Here is a 19696-nt window from a genome sequence, read left to right on the forward strand (position 1 = left end):
CTGCGGCCTGACGGGGCGGTTCGGGCGGGGCGGTGTGGGCGGAGTTCACCGGCAAATTAGATCTACTGTGTGGGTTCCTGTCCAGTGGCCCCGGTGAATGCGACCCGAGCTTGGAAGATCCACCGCCGGCGAGGCCAACCTGGTCCGGCCACGATACCGCCGGGTGAGACGAGACCAGAGTTCCGCTGGACTACCTGGCCTCAGCCAGACGACTGTGCCGGTCTTACGCGTTGGTGCGGTGTCGCCTGAGGTGGTGGAGATCGGCAACTGCCGCGACGAGCCCGATGACCAGAAAGCAGATGATGATCAGCAGCGGCAGCCGGAACGCGAGTGTCCAGGTGCCGGTGCGGTCCAGGCTCTCGAAGAGGGCGGCCCCGACGACGGCGACCCCCAAACCGCCGCCGAACCGCTGCCCGGTCTGGAGCATGCCACCGGCGCTGCCCGCTTCGGCGCGCGGGACCTCGGACAGCGTCAGCGTCTGGTTCGGGGCCACGACCATCCCGCCGCCCACGCCAGCGGCGGCCAACCCACCACCCAGACCGGCCAGCAACAACGGCAACGTCGCCGTGTGCGGTGAGCCCGGGCCGGGCAGGAAGATGTCGACGACGGTCAGCGCGGTGATCCCCACCGCCGCCAGGAGCAGCCCCGCGGCGACCAGCGGGCGACCGATCCGCCCCGCCTTCGCCCCGGCCACGACCGAACCGACGGTTGCGCCCAGGGCCAGTGGGGTGAGAGCGACTCCGGCGGCCAGTTCGTCGTGCCCGAGCCCGTCCTGCAGGTACTCCGAGAACAGGTAGTAGAGGGCGTCGTAGCCGGCGTGGTAGAACGTCGCGACGAACAAACCCAACGCGAACGAGCGGACCCCGAACAGGCTCAGGTTGAACAGCGGTTCACCACGCCGGGTGTAACGACGCTCCCAGACCGCGAAGCCCACCAGGGCCGCCAGACCGGCCAGCAGGAGCAGCGCCCGCACCAGAAGCGACAACCCCTCGCCCTGGATCAGCCACAGCGACGTCAAACCGGTGACCAGCAACAGCACCGCCACCACATCCATCTTCGGCCGCTCGGCGGACTCGGCGACGGGGAACAGCCGCCACCCCGCGACAGCGACGGTCAGCCCGATCGGAACGTTCAGCAGGAACACCCACCGCCAGCCGAACTCGGTCCCACCGGCCACGATCAGCCCACCACCGAGCAACGGCCCCAACAGCCGGGCGAGACTGACCCCCGCCGCCACCACACCGAACGGCAGACCCCGATCCCGGGGTGCGAACAGACGCTGGATCAGCCCGAACACCTGCGGCGTGGTCATCCCGGCCGCCAGGCCCTGCACCAGCCGGGCGACGATCAGCACTCCCCCCGACGGGGCCGAACCCGCGACCACACTGGCCACCACGAACAACGCGGCACCGACCACGAAGATGTTGCGCCGCCCCCGCACGTCCCCGTACCGGCCGGCGGGCACCAACGCCAGCCCGAACGTGAGGAAGTAGCCCGACACCAGCCACTGCTGGTCACCGTCGGTCAGGTCGAACACCTCGTCGATGAGCGGCACCGCAATGATCATCGCGGAGATGTTGAGTCCCGCCATGAACGCGACGAGGGCACTCACCGCGACCACCGGCCAACGCCGAACCGGCCGCCCCTTCGCCGTCCGGGGCGCCTGGTCCTCTTCGGGCACGCGTTCCGCGTTCACCAGACCGGTCGGACGAGGTGGCGGGCGCGGCCGGGACTGCCGGGCGCCGAACGCTCGCAACCCGGTGGCACCCGCTCCGCTCCCGCCCACGACGCCGACACCAGCCGACCGGCGGTCTGGATCTCACCGCGGGTTCCGACCTGCTGGACCGGACCATCCGTACCGGCACCGGCCAGCGGGACGACACGGCTGACCGGACGATGCCGGGCGGCGGTCCGGCCGGGTAGCTCGTACGCACCACGAGCTGACCGTTGCATAGGATCTTCGCCCCCCTTTCTGGGACGCCCTACCCCAGGCCGGCGAGCGGGTTTCCCCATCCAGCGCCGATCATGCCGCGGTTCGTGGCCGGATCCGTGGGCCGGTGCGGCGTCGCGCCGCCGCGACTACCGGGACGCGATGCGCGCGGGTTGGCGCCCGGACGACCCCGGGCGGGCGCACGAGCACCTCGCCACCGGTCACGAGTGATCCGCTGCTGCCGCGCGCCCACCCGTACGACACCCGGACCAGCACACCGGCGACCAGCTTTCCGGCCCGAGAAGTCCCAGCTCACGGGCGCCTGAGGAGCCACCGACCTGCGTCTGCCGATGGCAGACGGGCCGAGTTCCGGCGCGGTACAGGTCTTCGGTCGGCAGCCCGACACCGTTCAGATCGGCGTCGGAGAGCGCTCACCGCGGTGCGGGAGGGTGCACGGCGTTCACCCGCAGCAGCTACCCGGGAGGCCGGATGACCACCAGCGGCGACCAACCGAACGTCGATCGGCGGAGCCTTCTGCAGGCCGCGCTGGCCGCGCCTGCGGCGGCCGGCGCGGCCACGGCACTGCTCGGCGCCCCCGCGGCGGCCGAGGCGGCGCCTGGCCGGGTGGATTCGGACAGCCCCCGCTTCGCGCTCGCGGTGCTGCCGGACACGCAGTACCTCTTCGACGAGGACAGCTCGGACCCGGAGCCGCTGAAGGCGACCTTCCGCTACCTCAGCCGGGAACGCAGGGACGCGAACATCGTGTTCATGACCCACCTCGGTGACGTGACCGAGCACGGCACCGAACACGAGATCACGCTCGCCAGCGACGCCTTTCACCGGCTCGACGGCAAGCTGCCGTACAGCGTCCTCGCCGGCAACCACGACATCCGCGGTGGTGACGACCAGCGCGGTGACAGCGTCTATCTGCGCGCCTTCGGACCGCAGCGGTTCGCCCGGATGCCGACGTTCGGCGGCGCCTCGCCCGACGGCTACAACAGCTACCACGTCCTGCGCGCGGGTGGACGCGACTGGCTGGTCATGGCGCTGGACTGGCGGGTGTCGGACAAGGGGCTCGGGTGGGCGCTCGGGGTGCTCGACGAGCACCGCAGCCTGCCGGTCATCCTCACCACCCATGATCTGGCCTGGGCCGACGCCGCCGGTGAGGCCCGCCTGTCGAGCCACGGCCAACGGCTCTGGGACCGGCTGATCCGGGACAACGACCAGATCTTCCTCACCCTCAACGGCCACTACTGGCCGCCCGGCCGCACCACCCTCACCAACGCCGCCGGCAACGACGTGCAGGTCCACATCACCAACTACCAGGACCGCTACTACGGTGGCGCGGCCATGATCCGCCTCTACCACTTCGACCTGGCCCGCAACGTCATCGACGTCGAGACCTTCTCGCCCTGGTTCCTCTCCCGAGACCCACGGAAGCGGACGCCCCTGGAGGCCGAGACGATCGAACTCACCGGCCCGGTCGACCGGTTCAGCATGAAGATCGATTTCGCCGCTCGGTTCAGTGGGTTCGCGCCGGTGACCCCGCCGGCCCGCGTCCCCCGGTCGCGGTGACGCCGCGTGGCACGGTCGGATACTGGCGGTTCGACTCGTACGGGCTGACGACCGGTGCGGCCGGCAGCCCGGTCGCCGACGGAACCGTCGTACGGGACCTCAGCGGAAACGGAAACAACCCCACCGCCCGGCGTATCAACGCCGGTGGCTCCGACGCGCTGACCTACTCGACCGAGCACCACCCTGGCCAGCCGGCACACGCCAGCCTTCGCTTCGACGGTGGCAAGGGCCCGGACCGTGGCGCGATCCTGCAGGCCGCTCCGGACGCACCGATCAACAGTATGACGTTCACCAGCGGCTACACCATCGAGGCGTTCGTCAAGCTACCCGACCCGTACGAAGGCGACCACGCCTGGATCCTGAGCTGAGAGGGGCGCAGCGGCGACGCCGGCAAGACCACCGGCTGGTCCCCCCTGGAGTGCACCTGCAGCCTCAACATCTCTCCGGAACGGTTCCTCCAGTACGTCGTCTACCCGGCCAAGCAGGACGCCGATCCGACCTCGTGGAGCCATACCCTTCCGATCGGACGCTGGACCCACATCGCGGTGGTCAACGACGGCCGGCAGACCGTCGTGTACATCGACGGGTCGAAGATCGCCCGGAACCCCACCCAGCCGTCGACCGGCATCGCCACGCTCGGCCGTCCGTTCGTGATCGGCGCCACCTCCTTCGACCTCAGGTACGGCCAGGGCTTCTACGGCTGGATCGGAGACGTCCGGATCACCGCGAAGGCGTTGCGCCCGAAGAACTTCCTGGCACCGTACGCGTAACGTGCAGCCACCCGTCGACAGGACACTTCCGTCCTTGACGAGATGATCCCGAGGCCGTCCGGTCGGCTTCCTGCCCGGTCGCGCCCGGGCTGGGGAGAGGGGTTGGCGGCCACTCGCCGGCCGGACGGGGGCGTAGCCCTGGTCACGCTTGCGCAGGTGCGGCACGAGCCGCTCGGGCCGCTGCCCGCAACGGTCTTCGTCGTCGAGAACCCTGCCGTCGTCGCGGCCGCTCTCCGCCGCTTCGGCGCCGTCTGTCCACCCGTGGTCTGTACTGCCGGCTGGCCCAGCACGGCCGCGATCCTGCTGTTGCGCGGCCTCGCTGCGGCTGGGGCGCAGCTGAGGTACCGCGGCGATATCGACGGGGACGGCCTGCGGATCGCCGCCCACGTGATGAGCAAGACGACCGCCCGGCCATGGCTGCTCGGCGCCGACGACTACCAGCGTGCCGTTCCGGTCGCCGGTCCACCGGTGGGCCGGGTCGACCACACGCCGTGGGACGCACACCTGGCTGAGGCCGTCCGCGCACACGGCGTCGCGCTGCTCGAGGAGGGGGTCGTCGACTCCCTCCTCGCCGACATGAGCCGCTAGGCCGAGACGTCCGCGGCGCGGGCCGGACGAACGGGCCATCCGCGGGCCCCGCCCGTCGGGTCAGAGCTCAGGCAGAATTTCCGCTACCTGTTCCAGCACCGTCATGCTGGCGTTGAACGGTGGTTGGTCGGGAAACGGCACGACCATGTCGGTGATACCCGCCTCGGTGTATGCGGCGACAGCCGACCGGAACGCGCCCAGGGAGGCGAGCACCGACGGCTCTCTGTTCACGTTCATCAGCAGCCTGCGCACGGTTGCCGGGTCGCGGCCGACGTGCTCGCAGCGGCTGGCGAGTTGACGTACCTGTGTCGCGACGTCGTCGGGCCTTGCCACCGGCGGAACGAGGCCGTGGCGTGGCGACCGGCCGTTCGTGACCCAGGTGGCGGCGAGACGCGCCGCCAGTGCCATGCCACGTTTCCCGGTCGCGGCGATCGCCAGTGGAATCTGTCGAGGCGGCGCGTCCACCGGCGTGATGTGCGCCCGTCGAGCCTTGTAGAAGGTGCCGTTCGCGTCGGTGACCGGTGCGGACAGCAGCTTGGCCGTCAGCTCCACGAACTCGGCGAACCGCTGGGCGCGTTCGACCGGTGTCCATTCTTCTTGCCCGAGGCAGTTGGCGTCGAGCCCGCCGCCGCCGGCGCCGAGCCCCACAACGAACCGTCCACCGCTGACGTCGTCGAGCGTGATGATCTCTTTGGCGAACGGCACCGGATGGCGGAAGTTCGGTGACGAGACGAGGGTGCCGATCTGGATTCGACGCGTCCCGACCGCCGCGGCGGCCAGCGACGGCACCGCGGCGTACCACTCCTGACCGGCCAGGTCCTGCCACGCGATGTGATCACTCGTCCAGGCGTGCGCGAATCCCATCTCGTCAGCGAGTTGCCACATGCGTTCTGCGCGTTTCCACGTCGTGGACGGCAGAATGAGCACTCCAATCCGCATGATCAGACCTCACCGTTGGCGACAGCGCCCGCAGCTGCCCGGACTGTGGTCGAGTACGAGCACCTCGACGAAGGCGACACGACCCGGCAGGGTGCTGCTCGTGCGACCCTGTCAGCTCGATCATCCTAATATAGACTAATGGGATAATTCTGGCTGCGGTTGTCCGAGTGCGGACAACCGCAGCCGCCCAGCGCCGCCACACTCATGCCGGCCGTTGCCCGCTCGGCCCCACACCACCGCGGGACCGCAGAACCAGCCACACCGGCCCTCGACGAGCGTGCCGACCCGCAACAGGGCGGGCGCCTGTGGACGCCGACGGACCGCCAGCGCGGCCGTACGGCCGTCGACCACTGGTCCATCTCTCCCGGCTGGGTCAGTCCGCCGTCAGCCGGGACTTCTGCACCTTGCCCAGGGCGTTGCGTGGCAGCGCGTCGACCAGCCGCACCTGACGGGGCCGCTTGTGCCCGGACAACCGCCGGGCCACGAAGTCGATCAGTTCCGCCTCGCCCACGCCGTCGCCCACCACGTACGCGGTCACCTGCTCGCCAAGGTCCGGGTGGGGTGTGCCGACCACGGCGGCCTCCCAGACGCCGGGGTGTGCCAGCAGGGCGTCCTCCACCTCCCCGGCACCGATGCGGTATCCGCCGCTCTTGATCAGGTCGGTGGCGGCCCGGCCGACGATGCGGTGCCAGCCGTCCGGGCCGATCGTGGCCACATCGCCGGTGCGGAACCAGCCGTCGGATGTCCGGGCGGCCGCGCCGGCGTCCGGCCGGTTCAGGTACCCGTCGAAGAGTGTCGGCCCGTGTACCTGCAACTCGCCCATCGACGTGCCGTCCGCGGGAAGGACACCACCCTGCTCGTCGACCAGCCGGGTGCACACCCCGGGCAGCGGCACCCCGACGGTGCCGGGCCGGCGGGGTCCGTCGGCCTGGGCACTGATGGTGATCAGTGTCTCGGTCATGCCGTACCGCTCCACGACCTGGTGGCCGGTGAGTGTGGCAAGGTCGGCGAAAACCGTCGCGGGCAGCGCGGCGCTTCCCGACACGAGTAACCGGGCCGATCTCAGCGCACGGGCCGCGTCCGGGGCTGCGGCGATCCGGGACCAGATCGTGGGAACGCCGAAGTAGAGCGTTCCGGCTGCGGCGGCGTACCGCTCCGGGCGAGGCTGTCCGACGTGGTGCAGCCGGCCGCCGAGCCGCAGCGGACCCAGCACGCCCAGTACGAGGCCGTGTACGTGGAACAGGGGAAGCCCGTGTACGAGCAGGTCGTCGGGTGTCCAGTGCCAGGCCTCGGCGAGCCCGTCCAGGCATGCGGCGACGGCCCGCCGGGACAGCACCGCGCCCTTCGGCGCGCCGGTGGTGCCGCTGGTGTAGAGGATCAGCGCCGGGTCCGCCGGGTCCGGTTCGGGGTGCACGGTGCCGGCGTGGCGGCTCAGGTCGACCGGAATCACCGGCCGTCCCCATCGGGTGCCCGGATGCTCGTCGCGCGCCGGGACGAGCACCGCGCTGGCCGCCGAGTCCGACAGGACGTGGTCGCGTTCCATCGGCCCGGCGTCCGGCGGCACCGGCACGACCGCGACCCCGGCCAACAGCGCACCAGCCGCGCCGACCACCGTTTCCAGGCTGGCGGTGGCTCCGATCGCCACCCGGTCGACCCCGCGCAGGTCGTCGGCGACGGCGGTGGCCAGGTGGCGCAGCTCTATCCAGGACACCGCCCGGTCGCCGACCTTGACCGCGTCCGGCCGGTCGTCGGTGGACTCGGACAGCCAGGTCAGCAGCCGCACGATGACGCCCCTCTCTCCCGGTCGAACCCCTGCTCCGGCGTGCGGGTACGGCCGGCCCGGCAGGTGGTGGACCACAGCCGGCGTTCACGCCGGACGCCCCGACCGTAGTCGGGACGCCCCGCCGCGGCCACCCCGTCGGCACCGAGCCACCACCCGTCGCGTCGGCCCGGCCTCCACGGGCGGAACGTTCCGCTCACGCGGCCAGCAGCAGCGGCATCGTCAGCACGTACGCCGCGAGCAACACCGAGCCCTCCGGGCGGGTGAGTGAGTTGCTCCGACGTAGCAGCGCCCACGCCGCCAGCGCGGTCAGGCCCATCACCACGACGAGTGCGACGTTCGCACGGGGGACGCTGGCTGGCGCGGCGAAGGCGATCACCGCACCGCCGACGAGGCTGTTGAACAGATTGGACCCGAACAGGTTGCCCACGAGCAGGTCGGACTCACCGCGTCGCTGGGCCTGGATCGTGGTCACCAACTCCGGCAGCGAGGTGCCCACCGCGACCAACGTGATCCCGACGACCAGCTGGGGGACACCCAGGTCGGTGGCGATGGTGGCGGCGTTGACGACCAGCAGCTGCGCCCCGGCCAGGACCCCGGCCAGGCCGAGCACGGTGCGGACCGGCTCGAACCAGGCCGGCCGTTGCCGCTGTGCCGCCTCGCGTGACGCGGCGACCGTAGCCGGGTCGGCGCCGGTGACGTCATCGCCGTCCGCGTAGTCGATGATCTCTCTGGCCAGGGCGGTGTTGCGTCCCTCGCCGGCCCACCGCACCAGCAGCCACAGGGCCCCCGCGACGGCGAGCACGAGCACCGCGCCGGTGACGACCGTCAGGCCGGTCCAGGCCAGGAGACCGAAGAGCAGCACCGCCGTGACCGCCAGCGGCACCTCGCGGTGGATCACCGTCGACCTCACCGTGACCTTGGCGACCAGCGCGGCGACGCCGAGGACCATGGTCAGGTTGAGGATGTTGGAGCCGGTGATGTTGCCCAGGGCGATGCCCGCGTCGCCTCGGGCCGCAGCCACCGCGGAGACCAACAGCTCCGGTGCCGAGGTGCCCAGGCCGATCACCACGACGCCGACGACGACTGGACTGATCCGTAGCCGGGGGGCGAGCCGGGACGCACCGACAACGAGGTGGTCGGCGGCCACGGCGAGCAGCAGCAGACCGGCGACGGCGAGGAGAATCCGGATCGTCATGAATGCGCTCCACATAAGGCGTCGACCACGTTGCCCTGATAAGGCGTCGACCACGTTGCCCTGCCGACCAGGCGTCCGGCATACCGGCGCCCAACCTACCGGCTCGTCGACCCCGGGCCGGGTGCGGGCGTCGGTGAACCGGCGCGCGCCCCGTCGACCGGCGTGGGGACGTGGTGCCCGAGGGGATCCCGCTGACGGCCTCGGTCATCTGGTCCGGTCCAATCCGATGCGAGCCGGACGAGGCGGAAGCTCACGGCGCCCGGACGTCCGGGCGGAACGGGCGCCGGCCGGTCGTTTGACCCTGCCCCTGGGGGAAGGCCCAGCCTGGGTGCCGGCCGCGGTGGCCGGCACGAGGAGGACGGCGACATGGAGCGGCTGACCATCGGGTCATCCGCCCGGGCGGCGGGACTGACACCGAAGGCGCTGCGCCTGTACGACGGGACGGGTCTGCTGCCACCGGCCGCCGTCGACGGCGAATCCGGCTACCGGTTCTACGCCCCGGATCAACTTGACCGAGCCCGGTTGATCGCCACGCTGCGCCGGGTCGGCATGCCACTGGTCGAGATCGGGAGGGTGGGCGAGCTTCCGCCGGCTGCGGCGGCCGAGGCGATCGTGGCGTACCGGCGGACGGTTGCCACCGACGCCGTGACCCGGAGCCGGGCCGCCACCCACCTCGTGGATTTCCTCTCCGGAAGGGACTCGACGATGACCGACCCGAACCACGCCCTGGGCCTGCGCTACGCCGTGCGCTGCGAGACCGGAGCGGTACGCGACAGCAACGAGGACGCCGCGTACGCGAGCGGACGGTTGTTGGCCGTCGCCGATGGGATGCGCGGACCCGGTGGTGCGACGGCCAGCGCTGCCGCGGTCGACGCTCTCCGGCCGCTGGAGTTCGCCGAGGTGCCGGCGACTGAACTGCTCGCCCTGCTGGCCGACGCGGTCGTCGACGCCGACCGCGCCGTCCGCCGGGCGGGTACCGGCGACCACCAGCCGGTCACCACCCTGACGGCACTGCTGCGCTCCGGCGACCGATTCGCGCTGGTGCACGTCGGTGACACCCGGGCGTACCTGCGGCGCGACGGGGAACTGTCCCAGCTGACCAGCGACCACACGTACGTCCAGTCGCTGGTCGACCAGGGCCGGCTCGGCGCCGACGCGGTGGCGTCCCATCCGCGGCGGGCGCTGCTGGTGCGGGCGCTGGGCGCTGGCCCCGACGTGGAGGTCGACCTGGCGCTGCGCACGGCGCATGTCGGCGACCGGTACCTGCTGCTCGGACGCCTGTCGGCCGTCGCGGACCGCGCCGAGTTGTCCGCCGTCCTCAGCGCCGACGCGGATCCCGAGCAGGCCGTGGATCGGCTGACGGAGCTGGCGCACGCCCACGGCGCGCCGGACAACATCGCCTGCGTCGTCGCGGACGTCGTCGCCGCGTAGGGCGCCCCGCCGTCCGTCGCGCCAACGTGGCCGGGGTGGGTGGGTGACCGGCCCGTGGGCCCGGCTCACCCACCCGCCGAGCCGCCAGGCCCCGCAGTCGCCAAGCCCGGCGGAGCCGCTGCGACATGCCGAGCCGGGCGTTGGGCTCGACGAATCCCGTCATGCTCCGACGCGCGGTCGACCTGCTCCAGGAGCGGGCGGCGGCGTCGGTGGCGCCGCGGCTGATGGACGGGCGGCGTCACAGCGCCGGCGGCCCGGCGGCGAGGGCGAGGGTGAGGTCGAGGACCGCCCGCGGATCGGTGAGGCGATCACCATACAGCTCCCGGAGTTGGCCCATCCGGTAGCGCACGGTCTGCGGGTGAACGAACAGGTCGGCGGCGACGTCGTCGCGGCGACCGTGATGCAGCAGCCACGAGCGTAGCGTTTCGGCGAGCCGGCTGGCGGTGGCCGGAGGCAGCGCCGCGAGTGGTCGCAGCACCTGGGCCCGCAGGTCGGCCAACGCCTCGGTGTCGGCCCCGAGCAGCAGTTCCGCCAGGTGCCGCTCGGTGTCCAGCGGCCCGTGGTCGGCGGGATGAGCGATCCCGAGGGCGAGTAGGCGGGTGGCCCGCCGGTAGGAGCTGGCGACCCGGGTCCACGGCCGGGCGGGGCCGAGCACCGCTCGGCCGTCGTGCAGGATCCGCGCGAGCTGCCTCCGCCGGTCACCGTGCCCGTCGGGGACCAGGAGCACGGCCCTCTCCTCGCCCGGCCCGGTCGCCGGCAGGTCGTCGCCGCTTTCCAGGGTGTGCTCGTCGAGCAGCGCCAGCGTCGGCCGCAGGTTGGTGCGGGGCAGCAGAACGACGGTGAGCGTCTGCGGGACCGGCCAGTCGGCCCGCTCGGCACTGTGGGTGAGCACCTCCTCGGGTTCGCCGGCGAGTAGCTGCTGGGCGAGGCGCTCCAGGTTGCGGCGACGGGCCCGACCGACGCTGGCCAGCTCGTCGGCGTGCCCGGCGACGCTCGCGGCGGACAGTTCGTCGATGTAGGCGAACATCAGCTCGGCGAACTCGGCGACGGTCCCCGCCGTGAGCCCACCGCGCACCGCGATGGTGGACATCTCCCGCCAGGAGACCCGGGCCCCCACCCGGTACGCGGCCAGCAGCGCGTCCACGCTCCGCCCCGAGCGGGCCTCGCCGCTGCCCAGGGCGTACGCGGCCTCCAGGGCGGGGACCAGGGGGGTGCTCGGGTCCGGGCCGTGGGAGCGTTCGATCAGCTGCAGGAACGTGCCGAGGGCGATCTGCACCGCATTCTCGATCTTGTCCCGCATCTGGCCGGTGAGGGTGCCGGAATAACTGGGAACCTCGGCGGTGATCGCGGTCACGGTCCGCTCGGCGAGCAGGGGCAGTCGGTCGCACAGCGCGCCGGCCACCCGCTCGTCGAGATCCAGTCGGGCGGCGCGACGGGTCGCTTCGGACCGGTCCGGCACGATTGTTCCCTCCGTACAAAACGATGGGCCCAGTTCACCTGCGCGGGCCAAGATTTTATGTCAGTGTGCCGCAACCATCGGGATATGACCACCACCGTCCCGCGTCCACCCGCGACGGCGTCGCTGCGGCGCCGGATTCTGCGGCTCGCCGCGGCGGTGACCACCCCGCTGCTACCCGACGACTACCTCGACCTGGTCGCCCCGCTGCGCGCCGGCGCCGACCTGCGGGGGCGGATCGTCGCCGTGCGGCCGGAGACCCGGGACGCGGCGACGGTGGTCGTCCAACCGGGACGGGACTGGCGGGGGCACGTCCCCGGGCAGTACGTCCGCTTCGGCGTGGACGTCGACGGCGTACGGCTCTGGCGGGCGTACTCGGTGACCTCCGCTCCCCGGGATCGCCGCGGCCCGATCTCGATCACCGTGAAGGCGATCCCGGACGGGGTGGTCAGCAACCATCTCGTCCGGCGCGTGCGGCGGGGGACGATCGTGCAACTCGACCAGGCCCAGGGTGACTTCGTGTTGCCCACGCCGGCGCCGGCGCGGGTGCTCTTCGTCACCGCGGGCAGCGGGATCACCCCGGTGATGGGGATGCTGCGCGGTGGTGCCCTCGCCGGCGCCGACGTCACCCTCGTGCACTCCGCGCCCACCCCGGCAGAGGTGATCTTCGGCGCGGAGCTGCGTGAACTCGCCAAGACGGGCGCGCTGCGACTGGTGGAGCGGCACACCGACCGCGACGGCGAGCTCGGTGTCGCCGACCTGGCCGATCTCGTACCCGACCACCTCGACCGGGAGACCTGGGCGTGCGGCCCGGTCGGTCTGCTCGACGTCCTGTCGGCGCACTGGGCCGCCGCGGGCCGGGCGGAGCGGCTGCACACCGAGCGGTTCCGCCCGACGGTCGTCTCGCCCGGCGAGGGCGGCACCGTCACGTTCGGCCGGACCGGTGTGACGGTGACCGCCGACGGCGCCACGCCACTGCTCGACGCCGGTGAGGCGGCCGGTGTGCTGATGCCCTCGGGCTGCCGGATGGGCATCTGCTTCGGCTGCGTCCTGCCACTGCGCCAGGGCGCGGTCCGCGACCTGCGTAACGGGGCGCTCACCACGGCGGTGCCCGGCGACGGCGTCCTTATCCAGACCTGCGTGTCGGCCCCGGCCGGCCCCTGCGACCTCGACCACTGACCCGGAGTGCCTACGTGACCGTCATCCAGCGCAAGTCCGTCAGCCCGATCGCTCACCTCACCGCCCAGGACATCGAGGTCATCGGCAAGGAACTCGACGCGATCCGGGACCGGGTTCTGGCCGACCGGGGCGAACGGGACGCCCGGTACATTCGCCGGGTCATCAAGACCCAGCGGAGTCTGGAACTGGGCAGCCGGGCGGTGCTGCTGTTCTCGCTCTTCCCGCCCGCGTGGGTCGTCGGTACGGCCGGGCTCACCGTGGCCAAGATCCTGGAGAACATGGAGGTCGGGCACAACGTCCTGCACGGCCAGTGGGACTGGATGCGCGACCCGAAGATCCACTCGACCACCTGGGAGTGGGACCACGTGTCCCCGGCCGACCAGTGGAAGCACTCGCACAACGAGCTGCACCACCGCTACACCAACGTGGTCGGCAAGGACAACGACCTCGGGTACGGCATCATGCGCGTGGACGAGGACCAGCCGTGGCACCCGGCTTACCTGGGGCAGCCGTTGTGGAACTTCATCAACGCCTGCTTCTTCGAGTACGGCATCGCCGCGTACGACCTGGAACTGGGCCGCAACCTGAAGAAGGGTCGGCACAAGGACCCGGAGTTCCGGGCCCGGGCCCGGGCGGTCGGGCGCAAGATCCGCCGACAGGTTCTTAAGGACTACGTGCTGCACCCGCTGCTGTCCGGCCCGTCCTTCCTCAGCACCCTCGCCGCGACGTTCACCGCGAACCTGATCCGTAACCTGTGGAGCCACTCAGTGATCATGTGCGGGCACTTCCCGGAGGGCGTGGAGACCTTCGAGAAGAGCTCGATCGAGGGCGAGACGCGGGGTGAGTGGTACCTGCGGCAGATACTCGGCTCGGCCAACATCAGCGGCAGCCGGCTCATGCACATCATGACCGGTAACCTGTCCCACCAGATCGAGCACCACCTCTTCCCGGACCTGCCCAGCAACCGCTACCGGGAGGTCGCCCCGCAGGTGCGGGCGCTGTTCGACCGGTACGGGCTGACCTACACGGCGGGTTCCCTGCCCCGGCAGGTGTTCTCGGCGTGGCGGAAGGTCTTCCGCCTGTCGCTGCCCAACCGTCGGCGGACCGATGACCGGTCGACGCGGGCGCTTGCCCCGTCCGGCGTCTGAGAAGGTCTCGCACGCGCCGGCCGACGGGACCGCCGTAGCCGGGCCGGTCGTGCGGGATCAGGCGGACGTCGTCGGCGACCAGCGGTTCCGACGCCGGGACGTCGACCTCGACCGTCAGGGCGGCAGCCTAGCGACCGACCGGCGGGGTTCCGGCGACCTCGTCGTACAACTTCTCCAGCCGGCGGGTCTGCTTGTGCAGGTCGAAGCGGTCCTCGACGTGCCGGCGGGCCTCGTGGCCGAGCCGCTGGCGCAGGGCGTCGTCGTCGAGCAGGCGGGCGATGTTCCCGGCCAGCGCCGGCCGGTCGCCCTCGGCGCCGAGCAGGCCGGTCTCGCCGGGCACGACGGCCTCGGGGATGCCGCTGTGGTACGTCGACACGACCGGCAGGCCGAGGCTTGCCGCCTCGAGGATGGTGATGGGCAGGCCCTCGGAGTCGCCGTCCGCCGCCGTTCGCGACGGCGCGGCGAACAGCTTCGACTGCGCCAGGTGGTGGCTGACCACCGCCGGTGGCTGTGCGCCGAGGAACGTGGCGTCGAGGTCGAGTTGTGCCGCCCGGGCGCGCAGCGGCCCCTCCAGCGGCCCGGTGCCGATGAACAGCACCCGCGGCCGCCGGGGCCGTAGCAGCCCGAGCGCCTCGACGAGATCGTCGACCCCCTTCTTCTCGACGAACCGGCCGACGAAGGCCACGTCCCACACCGGCGGGGTGGCCGCCGGCAGGGCCGGGATCGGCACGCCGATGTGGTGCACCTGGACCTTGGCCGGGTCGGCGCCGAGGGCGATCGCCCGGTCGCGGATGAAGTCGCTGACCGCGACGACGACCGCCGCTCGCTCGAACGCCACGCGCAGGTTGCGCCGCTGCCGCGCCCCGCGTAGGCCGGGAAGGGCGGGCTGGCGGGTGACGTCCCGGCCATGCACGGTGACGACCAGGGGGATGCGCAGGTCGGCGGCGGTGCGGCTGATCAGCCAGCCGTCGCCGCCGAAGTGGGCGTGTACCAGAGCCGGCCGCAGTCGCCGCAGCAGTCGGGTGAGCCGGGCCGACCGGCCGGTGACCTTCAGCGCGAGCAGGTCCCGCCGGTCCGGGCCGGTGCCACGGAAGGCGAGCACGTCGGTGTCGCGGGACAGCGCGGACACGACCCGCACGGCCCCGAGGTAGGTGGGCCGCCAGGTGGTGAGCGCGTCGGCCTGGTTGCGGATGAACGTCTCCGAGCCGGCCAGCAGGTGGCTGCGCCAGATGACGACGTGGGGCATCGATGGATCAGGATACCGCAGCACGGGTCACGGGTTTCCGGAGTCGGCGGCGACCTGGTCGGACCGGGCTGGTGGGAGGTCCGCGCCGGTGTGGTCGGCAGCCGTCCGTGGGCCGGTCGGACGGCGACGGCGGTCCAGGATCCGATCCCGCAGGGCGTGCCGGAGATGCGGTGGGACCATCCAGATCTGCAGGTACGTAAGGTAGTCGATCGCGCCCGGCTGGCCGTGCCGGCGGGCGTCGGCGAGCACCGTCCGGAAGACCTTCGGGTCGCGTGTCGTCGCCGCCATCGAGCCGACGACGCTGAGCGCGATGGCCGCGTACGCTTTGCGGGTGAGCAGGGGGCGGGTGGAGCGTAGCCACTCGAGCTGCGCAGCCCACGGGGAGGAGAGGCTGATCCGGGGCCGGTCCTCGTCCTGGTGCCACAGCACCAGCGGCTCGGCGGCCATCAGCAACTCCACGTCGTCGTGCTCGAGGGCCCGCAGCGTCCAGTCCAGCTCCTGCTGCCGGCGCAGGCCGACGGTGAACGGGACTCGGCGCAGCAGCTCGGTGGGTGCCATGATCGTCGAGGTCTGGATGAAGCCGTCGCCGTGGAACAGGCCTCGCCGAACGGTGAGGTACTCACAGATCGGCTCGCCCGCCGCGGGTAGCCGGCGGGGCAGCACGAACTCGGCGCGCGGGGTGCGGTTCACCAGGCGGCTGGCGACGATCGGGGATCCGGCCGTCGCGGTGGCGGCGAGGGCGAGCTGCACCTCCAGCTTGCGGGGCAGCCACTCGTCGTCGTCGTCGAGGAACGCCGTCCAGCGGGCACGGGCCGCGCGGACCCCGACGTTGCGGGCGTTCGGCGCGCCGCCCCGCTCGGGTAGCGGCAGCACGCGCAGCCGCGGGTCGGGGATCGCGGCGAGCGCGGCCTGCGTGCCGGCGTCCGCTCCATCCACCACGACGACGACCTCGATCTCCGCCACCGACTGAGCGAGGGCGCTGCGGACCGCGCGGGTCACCAGGGCCGGCCGGTCGCAGGTCGGGATGACCACGCTGACGTCAGGTGTGCGCGACATGAATACCCGCTTACGCATTGATTGCGGTTGCCTCGGGAGCCAGCGAATCGAGGGTGCCCGGGGTCGACCGGACCACCTTACCTGACCTCACCGGGTCGAGGGTAAGTGCCGATGAGGCGACGATGTCCAGCAGGTATACGAACGGTTGCTGGATCGCTGCGCAGGGTGCGGGTGGTGGGAAGTCGTCACGGCGCGGGGCAGCGCCTGATCCATGTCGCGGGACGAAACTGCCGTAGACTCGCCGGGCGTCCGCTGGTCTGAGGAATCGGAGAACCATTCGTGCAGCTCGACGGTGTCGCCGCGGCCGGCGGTGGCCGGGTGGTCATGCTCGTGGACAACGGGGTCGACGGCGACTCCCGGGTGCAGAAGGCGGCCCGGTCGGCCGCCGACGCGGGCTGGGACGTCACACTGCTGGGCTGCGCCGACGTCGAGCGGGAGTGGCGGCTGGGCGGCGCCCAGGTTCGGGTGCTGCCGATGGGCGGGAACCGCGGCGGTGGCCGCACCGGCCTGCGGCAACGCCTGGTCGCCCGTGGCGGGCCGCTGCTGCGGGCGGCCCGGCTGGCCCGACGACCGGTCGAGCACGCCCAGGTCTTCTTCTGGCGCACGGTCGCCGGAGACCGCGCGTGGCGGCACCTCGAACCGGGGCTGTGGACCTACGAGCGGGTGTTCGGACCGGTGGTCGACGCCCTGGCGCCGGATCTGATCCACGCCCACGACTTCCGGATGCTCGGCGTGGCCGCGCGGGCGGTCGACCGGGCCCGGACCGCCGGCCGGGAGGTGCGGCTCGTGTGGGACGCACACGAGTGGCTGCCGGGCGCGAGACCGCGGCGCGACAACGTACGGTGGTTGCCCGCTCACCTCGCCTACCTGCGGGAGTACGTGTCGCACGCCGACGCGGTCGTCACCGTCTCGGAGGCTCTGGCCGAGCTGCTCCAGGACGAGCACGGGCTGGCCGAACGCCCCACCGTGCTGCTCAACGCCCCGGCCGTGACGGACCCGTCGCCGACCCCGGCGGAGGTGCCCGACCTGCGGGACCGGTGTGGCGTCGGGCCGGAGACGCCGCTGCTCGTCTACAGCGGCACGCTCGTCGAGCAGCGGGGGGTGGCGACGGTCGTCGAGGCGCTGCCCCGGCTACCCGGAGCCCACCTCGCGCTCGTGGTCGCCGACCCCTCCGCGCCGTACGTCAGGCGCCTGCTCGCGGTCGCCGCCCGGCTCGGCGTGGCCGAGCGGGTGCACCCCGTGCCGTACGTGCCGCACGGGCAGGTGAGCGCCTTCCTGAGCGCCGCGGACGTCGGACTGATCCCGATCCACCACTGGCCGAACCACGAGATCGCCCTGATCACGAAGTTCTTCGAGTACGCGCACGCCCGGCTCCCCGTCGTGGTCAGTGACGTCCGCACGATGGCCGACACCGTCCAGGCCACCGGGCAGGGCGAGGTGTTCCGGGCGGGTGACGCCACCGACCTGGTCCGCGCCGTGCGGGCCGTGCTCGCCGACCCACAGCGGTACCGCCGGGTGTACGACGGCCCGGCCTCACCGCTGCCCGACTGGACCTGGGAGGCGCAGGCCGAGCGGCTCGACGCCGTCTACCGGCGCCTGCTGGGCGGCGGGGATCCACCGGGTCGGTCTACCACCACGCCGGCTGTGGTGCAGGCGCCGTGAGCGCGCCCGACGTCACCGTGGTGGTGCCGGTCTACAACACCATGCCGTACCTGACCCGGTGCCTGGACTCGCTGGTGGGGCAGACCATCGGGCTGGACCGGTTGCAGGTGGTGGCGGTGGACGACGGCTCCACCGACCGCAGTGGCGCCGAGTTGGACCGTTTCGCCGCCCGGCACCCCGGCGTGTTCACGGTCATCCACCAGGCCAACTCCGGCGGTCCGGCCGGCCCGTGTAACCGCGCGCTCGACGTCGCCGCCGGCCGGTACGTCTTCTTCGTCGGCGCCGACGACCATCTCGGCCCGGAGGCGCTGCGACGGCTGGTCGCAGCCGCCGACGAGTGGGACTCCGACGTCGTGCTCGGCAAGGTGGTCGGGGTCAACAGCCGGCACATCTACCAGGACATCTTCGCCGCCAACCAGGTCGACGTCGATCTGTTCGACTCGCCCTTGCCCCGGTCGCTGGCCAACACCAAGCTGTTCCGGCGGGACCTGCTGGAACAGCACCGGATCCGCTACCGGGAGGACCTGCCGCTCGGCAGTGACCTGCCGTTCACGCTGGAGGCGTGCTACCGGGCGCGGCGCGTCTCGGTGCTGGCCGACTACGAGTTCTACTTCGCCGTCCGGCGGTTCAGCGCCACCAACATCACCTACCTGAGCCGACACCTCGACCGGCTGCGTACCGTCGAGGCGACCACGGAGTTCGTCGCTGACCTGATCGGTCCGGGTAAACAGCGCGACGCCGTCATGGCCCGCCGGTTCGACCACGAGATCGCCAAACTGGTCGAGGACGACCTGCTGCGGCTGGACCGCGACACGCAGCAGCGGGTACACGACGGCGTCGGGCGGCTGGCGGCGGCGTACCTCACCGATGACATCGCCCGCGAGCTGAACGCCGAGACACGCATCCGGCTCACCCTGACCCGGGACGGCCGACTTGACGACCTGCTCGCCGCGATCGGGCAGGACGCCTGCACCGGCGTGCCGCCGACGGTCGTCGAGGGCGGTCGTCGGTACGCGGCGTACCCCGGGTTCCGCACCGGCGTGTCCGATTCCTGCTTCGACGTCACGACGGCGCCGGACTGGACCGCGAAGCTCGACGTCACCGCCATCGCCTGGGAGACCGACGAGCGCGGCGAGCGGGTGCTCACCCTCACCGCGACCACCCCGGTGCCGGACCTCGGGCGGGTCAGTGTCAGCGCCGAGGAGATCGTCGCCGAGACCACGACGGTGTCGGCCGGCCCGGACGGCACCACGCTGCGGATTCGCTTCCGCGCCGCCGATCTGCTCGCCGCGACCGGACCCACCGGTCAGCGGCGGGCGTTGTCGGCCCAGCCCGGGGGGTTCGACCCCGGCCTGGCCCAGGGAGCCAACCGGGCCACCGGGGCGGGTGGCTCGGCGGCGCTTCGCGCGCCCCGCCTGCGGGCGACCGCGCCGCTGCTGCGTCGGCGCGGCGCCCGGCTGTACGTGGTCACGCCGGTCGTCGACGACTCCGGCCGACTGATGCTCTCCGTGGTGCCGGTGACCCCGAACCGGGTTTTCGCCCAGGTCCGTCGGACCCTGCGCCGACGCCACTAGCCGCCCCGCGCCGCGGACCTCGGCGGTGCCGGCCTCCGGCGCGGCCGGAGGGCGGCCGTCGCGCCGGAGCTGGCGTACCGGACCGATTGCCAGGTCCACCCCATGCTCGCGGGCGGCGGTGGCGAGCTTCTCGCCCATCGGGGCACGGCGGGCAGGAAGGCGGG

At 72.3% G+C, this 19696-nt stretch carries 17 protein-coding genes; 9 read left to right on the top strand and 8 right to left on the bottom strand.

Going from position 1 to position 19696, the window contains the following annotated elements; all coding sequences use genetic code 11:
• Positions 1 to 223 precede the first annotated feature (223 nt).
• Positions 224 to 1699, bottom strand: coding sequence for an MFS transporter (locus QTQ03_RS03665; RefSeq protein WP_289280656.1), 1476 nt, complete (start codon positions 1697 to 1699; stop codon positions 224 to 226).
• On the bottom strand, positions 1693 to 1953 hold the full coding sequence (locus tag QTQ03_RS03670) for a hypothetical protein (protein WP_289281028.1): 261 nt from the start codon (positions 1951 to 1953) through the stop codon (positions 1693 to 1695). Before QTQ03_RS03670 ends, QTQ03_RS03665 begins: the two co-directional genes overlap by 7 nt.
• 466 nt (positions 1954 to 2419) lie before the next feature.
• Here QTQ03_RS03670 and QTQ03_RS03675 point away from each other — a divergent pair, with 466 nt between their 5' ends.
• From QTQ03_RS03675 to QTQ03_RS03690, 4 genes are all read left to right on the top strand, one after another.
• A complete protein-coding gene (locus QTQ03_RS03675; protein ID WP_289276718.1) occupies positions 2420 to 3505 on the top strand; it encodes a metallophosphoesterase in 1086 nt (361 codons plus the stop codon).
• Entirely contained in the window at positions 3502 to 3873 is a 372-nt protein-coding gene (locus QTQ03_RS03680; RefSeq protein ID WP_289276719.1) for a hypothetical protein, read from the top strand. Before QTQ03_RS03675 ends, QTQ03_RS03680 begins: the two co-directional genes overlap by 4 nt.
• Before the next feature lie 171 nt (positions 3874 to 4044).
• Positions 4045 to 4275, top strand: coding sequence for a LamG-like jellyroll fold domain-containing protein (locus QTQ03_RS03685; protein WP_502889836.1), 231 nt, complete (start codon positions 4045 to 4047; stop codon positions 4273 to 4275).
• A 156-nt stretch (positions 4276 to 4431) separates the two neighbouring features.
• Positions 4432 to 4863 (top strand): DUF2399 domain-containing protein, encoded by a 432-nt coding sequence (locus QTQ03_RS03690; protein ID WP_289276720.1) that lies wholly within the window; start codon positions 4432 to 4434, stop codon positions 4861 to 4863.
• A gap of 60 nt (positions 4864 to 4923) precedes the next feature.
• Here the strand turns inward: QTQ03_RS03690 and QTQ03_RS03695 are convergent, their stop codons facing one another.
• The 3 genes from QTQ03_RS03695 to QTQ03_RS03705 all read right to left on the bottom strand — a co-directional run bounded on the left by QTQ03_RS03695 (position 4924) and on the right by QTQ03_RS03705 (position 8780).
• Positions 4924 to 5802, bottom strand: coding sequence for an LLM class flavin-dependent oxidoreductase (locus QTQ03_RS03695; RefSeq protein WP_289276721.1), 879 nt, complete (start codon positions 5800 to 5802; stop codon positions 4924 to 4926).
• A 373-nt stretch (positions 5803 to 6175) separates the two neighbouring features.
• Positions 6176 to 7585, bottom strand: coding sequence for an acyl-CoA synthetase (locus QTQ03_RS03700; protein WP_289276722.1), 1410 nt, complete (start codon positions 7583 to 7585; stop codon positions 6176 to 6178).
• Between the two features lie 193 nt (positions 7586 to 7778).
• Positions 7779 to 8780, bottom strand: coding sequence for a calcium/sodium antiporter (locus tag QTQ03_RS03705; protein ID WP_289276723.1), 1002 nt, complete (start codon positions 8778 to 8780; stop codon positions 7779 to 7781).
• Positions 8781 to 9146: 366 nt separating this feature from the next.
• Here QTQ03_RS03705 and QTQ03_RS03710 point away from each other — a divergent pair, with 366 nt between their 5' ends.
• Complete coding sequence (locus QTQ03_RS03710; protein WP_289276724.1) at positions 9147 to 10211, top strand: MerR family transcriptional regulator; 1065 nt, start codon at positions 9147 to 9149, stop codon at positions 10209 to 10211.
• 238 nt (positions 10212 to 10449) lie between these two features.
• On the opposite strand, the gene QTQ03_RS03715 is transcribed toward QTQ03_RS03710, so the two are convergent.
• Positions 10450 to 11670 (bottom strand): PucR family transcriptional regulator, encoded by a 1221-nt coding sequence (locus QTQ03_RS03715; RefSeq protein ID WP_289276725.1) that lies wholly within the window; start codon positions 11668 to 11670, stop codon positions 10450 to 10452.
• Positions 11671 to 11754: 84 nt separating this feature from the next.
• Between QTQ03_RS03715 and QTQ03_RS03720 the strand changes: the two genes are divergently transcribed.
• Positions 11755 to 12846: a ferredoxin reductase gene (locus tag QTQ03_RS03720; protein ID WP_289276726.1), complete on the top strand. Its 1092-nt coding sequence runs from the start codon at positions 11755 to 11757 to the stop codon at positions 12844 to 12846.
• 14 nt (positions 12847 to 12860) lie between these two features.
• Positions 12861 to 13994: a fatty acid desaturase family protein gene (locus QTQ03_RS03725; protein WP_289276727.1), complete on the top strand. Its 1134-nt coding sequence runs from the start codon at positions 12861 to 12863 to the stop codon at positions 13992 to 13994.
• A 127-nt stretch (positions 13995 to 14121) separates the two neighbouring features.
• Here QTQ03_RS03725 and QTQ03_RS03730 read toward each other — a convergent pair whose 3' ends face one another.
• Together QTQ03_RS03730 and QTQ03_RS03735 are read right to left on the bottom strand one after the other, a co-directional pair.
• Entirely contained in the window at positions 14122 to 15240 is a 1119-nt protein-coding gene (locus QTQ03_RS03730) for a glycosyltransferase (RefSeq protein ID WP_289276728.1), read from the bottom strand.
• Positions 15241 to 15267: 27 nt separating this feature from the next.
• Positions 15268 to 16296: a glycosyltransferase family 2 protein gene (locus tag QTQ03_RS03735; RefSeq protein WP_289276729.1), complete on the bottom strand. Its 1029-nt coding sequence runs from the start codon at positions 16294 to 16296 to the stop codon at positions 15268 to 15270.
• A gap of 279 nt (positions 16297 to 16575) precedes the next feature.
• Between QTQ03_RS03735 and QTQ03_RS03740 the strand changes: the two genes are divergently transcribed.
• Both QTQ03_RS03740 and QTQ03_RS03745 read left to right on the top strand, forming a co-directional pair.
• The gene (locus QTQ03_RS03740; protein ID WP_289276730.1) at positions 16576 to 17958 is read left to right on the top strand and encodes a glycosyltransferase family 4 protein; all 1383 of its coding nucleotides are present in this window, start codon (positions 16576 to 16578) and stop codon (positions 17956 to 17958) included.
• The gene (locus QTQ03_RS03745; protein ID WP_289276731.1) at positions 17955 to 19532 is read left to right on the top strand and encodes a glycosyltransferase family 2 protein; all 1578 of its coding nucleotides are present in this window, start codon (positions 17955 to 17957) and stop codon (positions 19530 to 19532) included. The genes QTQ03_RS03740 and QTQ03_RS03745 overlap by 4 nt, the downstream gene beginning before the upstream one ends.
• The last annotated feature ends 164 nt before the right edge of the window (positions 19533 to 19696 follow it).

Origin of the sequence: Micromonospora sp. WMMA1363, assembly GCF_030345795.1 — a bacterium.
Lineage (GTDB): Bacteria > Actinomycetota > Actinomycetes > Mycobacteriales > Micromonosporaceae > Micromonospora.